General features: G+C 42.2%; 1 protein-coding gene. It reads left to right on the top strand.

The window, feature by feature from the left end; genetic code table 11:
- Positions 1-67 precede the first annotated feature (67 nt).
- A protein-coding gene (locus L2747_RS21325; RefSeq protein ID WP_249000915.1) for an IS3 family transposase occupies positions 68-1,218 on the top strand; the annotation gives its coding sequence in 2 pieces (ribosomal slippage) (positions 68-305 and positions 305-1,218; 1,152 coding nt in all).
- Positions 1,219-1,236: the final 18 nt, after the last annotated feature.

The raw sequence follows: 1,236 nt of genomic DNA, 5'->3' as shown, positions 1-1,236 counted from the left end.
CTGGTAAGCCCCTAGAACAGTAGACACTTCATAGAGTTATAATGAACCAAAAAATATGAGGTGTTACATGCGCGGAAAACGTTATCCCGATGAGTTCAAAATTGAAGCTGTCAAACAAGTCACTGAACGTGGTTATAAAATCGCTGATGTGGCAGAAAGGTTAGGTATCACAACCAAAAGCTTGCATAACTGGATTAACAAGTTCGATAAGCCAGAGAAGCAACACATCACTATCGATAATCAGCAAGACGAAATTCGTAAACTAAAAGCAGAGCTTCGGCGAGTCACGGAAGAGCGAAATATACTAAAGGAGGCCGCCGTGTACTTTGCAAGCGAGTCAAAGAAAAGTACACGTTCATAAAGTCTCGACTCGACCAATATCCCATAGCCGTACTGTGCCGAGTGCTTAATGTTCATCGTAGTGGTTTTTATGCTTGGCTAAAGCAGCCCTGCAGTAATCGAACCATTGAAGATAAGCGTCTTCTGGGAAAAATTAAGCAATTTTGGCTGGAGAGCGGTTGTGTCTACGGCTATCGAAATCTGACTTTAGACTTGAAAGACGATGGTGAAAGTGTCGGGAAGAATCGTGTTTATCGGATAATGAAGGACGCCAAGATAAAGGCTATACGTGGCTACAAGCGCAATCCAAGCTTTGGTGGTGGAAATGTTAGTCATACTGCGCCAAATACGTTAAATCGTGGCTTTGATGTCGCAGAACCCAACAAGGTTTGGGTGACCGACTTTACCTATATCCGTACTCATGAGGGCTGGCTATATTTAACAGTTGTTATTGACCTCTTCTCTCGCCAGGTCGTCGGTTGGACGATGAAAAACACGCCAAAAGCGGACTTAGTAATAGATGCGCTATTAATGGCTATTTGGCGACGTTCACCGAAAGATAAGGTTTTGATACATTCCGACCAAGGAGTGCAATATACCTGTTCTGATTGGCGGAGCTTTTTAAAAGAGCACAATTTAGAAGCCAGTATGAGTCGACGAGGAAACTGTCACGATAATGCTGTCGCCGAAAGCTTTTTCTCATTGCTGAAGAAAGATAGAGTTAAGAGAAAAATCTATAAAAACAGAGATGAGGCTCGCTCAGAAATATTTAACTATATCGAATATTTCTATAATCCAGTGCGTCGTCATGGTAGTAATAATGGACTGTCTCCTGTGCAGTTCGAAAAGCAGTACTTTGAGAAACAGTTAAGTGTCTAAGAAATTAGGGGCTTACCA

Origin of the sequence: Shewanella marinintestina (genome assembly GCF_023283845.1) — a bacterium.
Taxonomy (GTDB): Bacteria; Pseudomonadota; Gammaproteobacteria; order Enterobacterales; family Shewanellaceae; genus Shewanella; species Shewanella marinintestina.
Note: the sequence above shows the minus strand (reverse complement) of the source record. Positions and strands in the feature narration are given on the sequence as shown.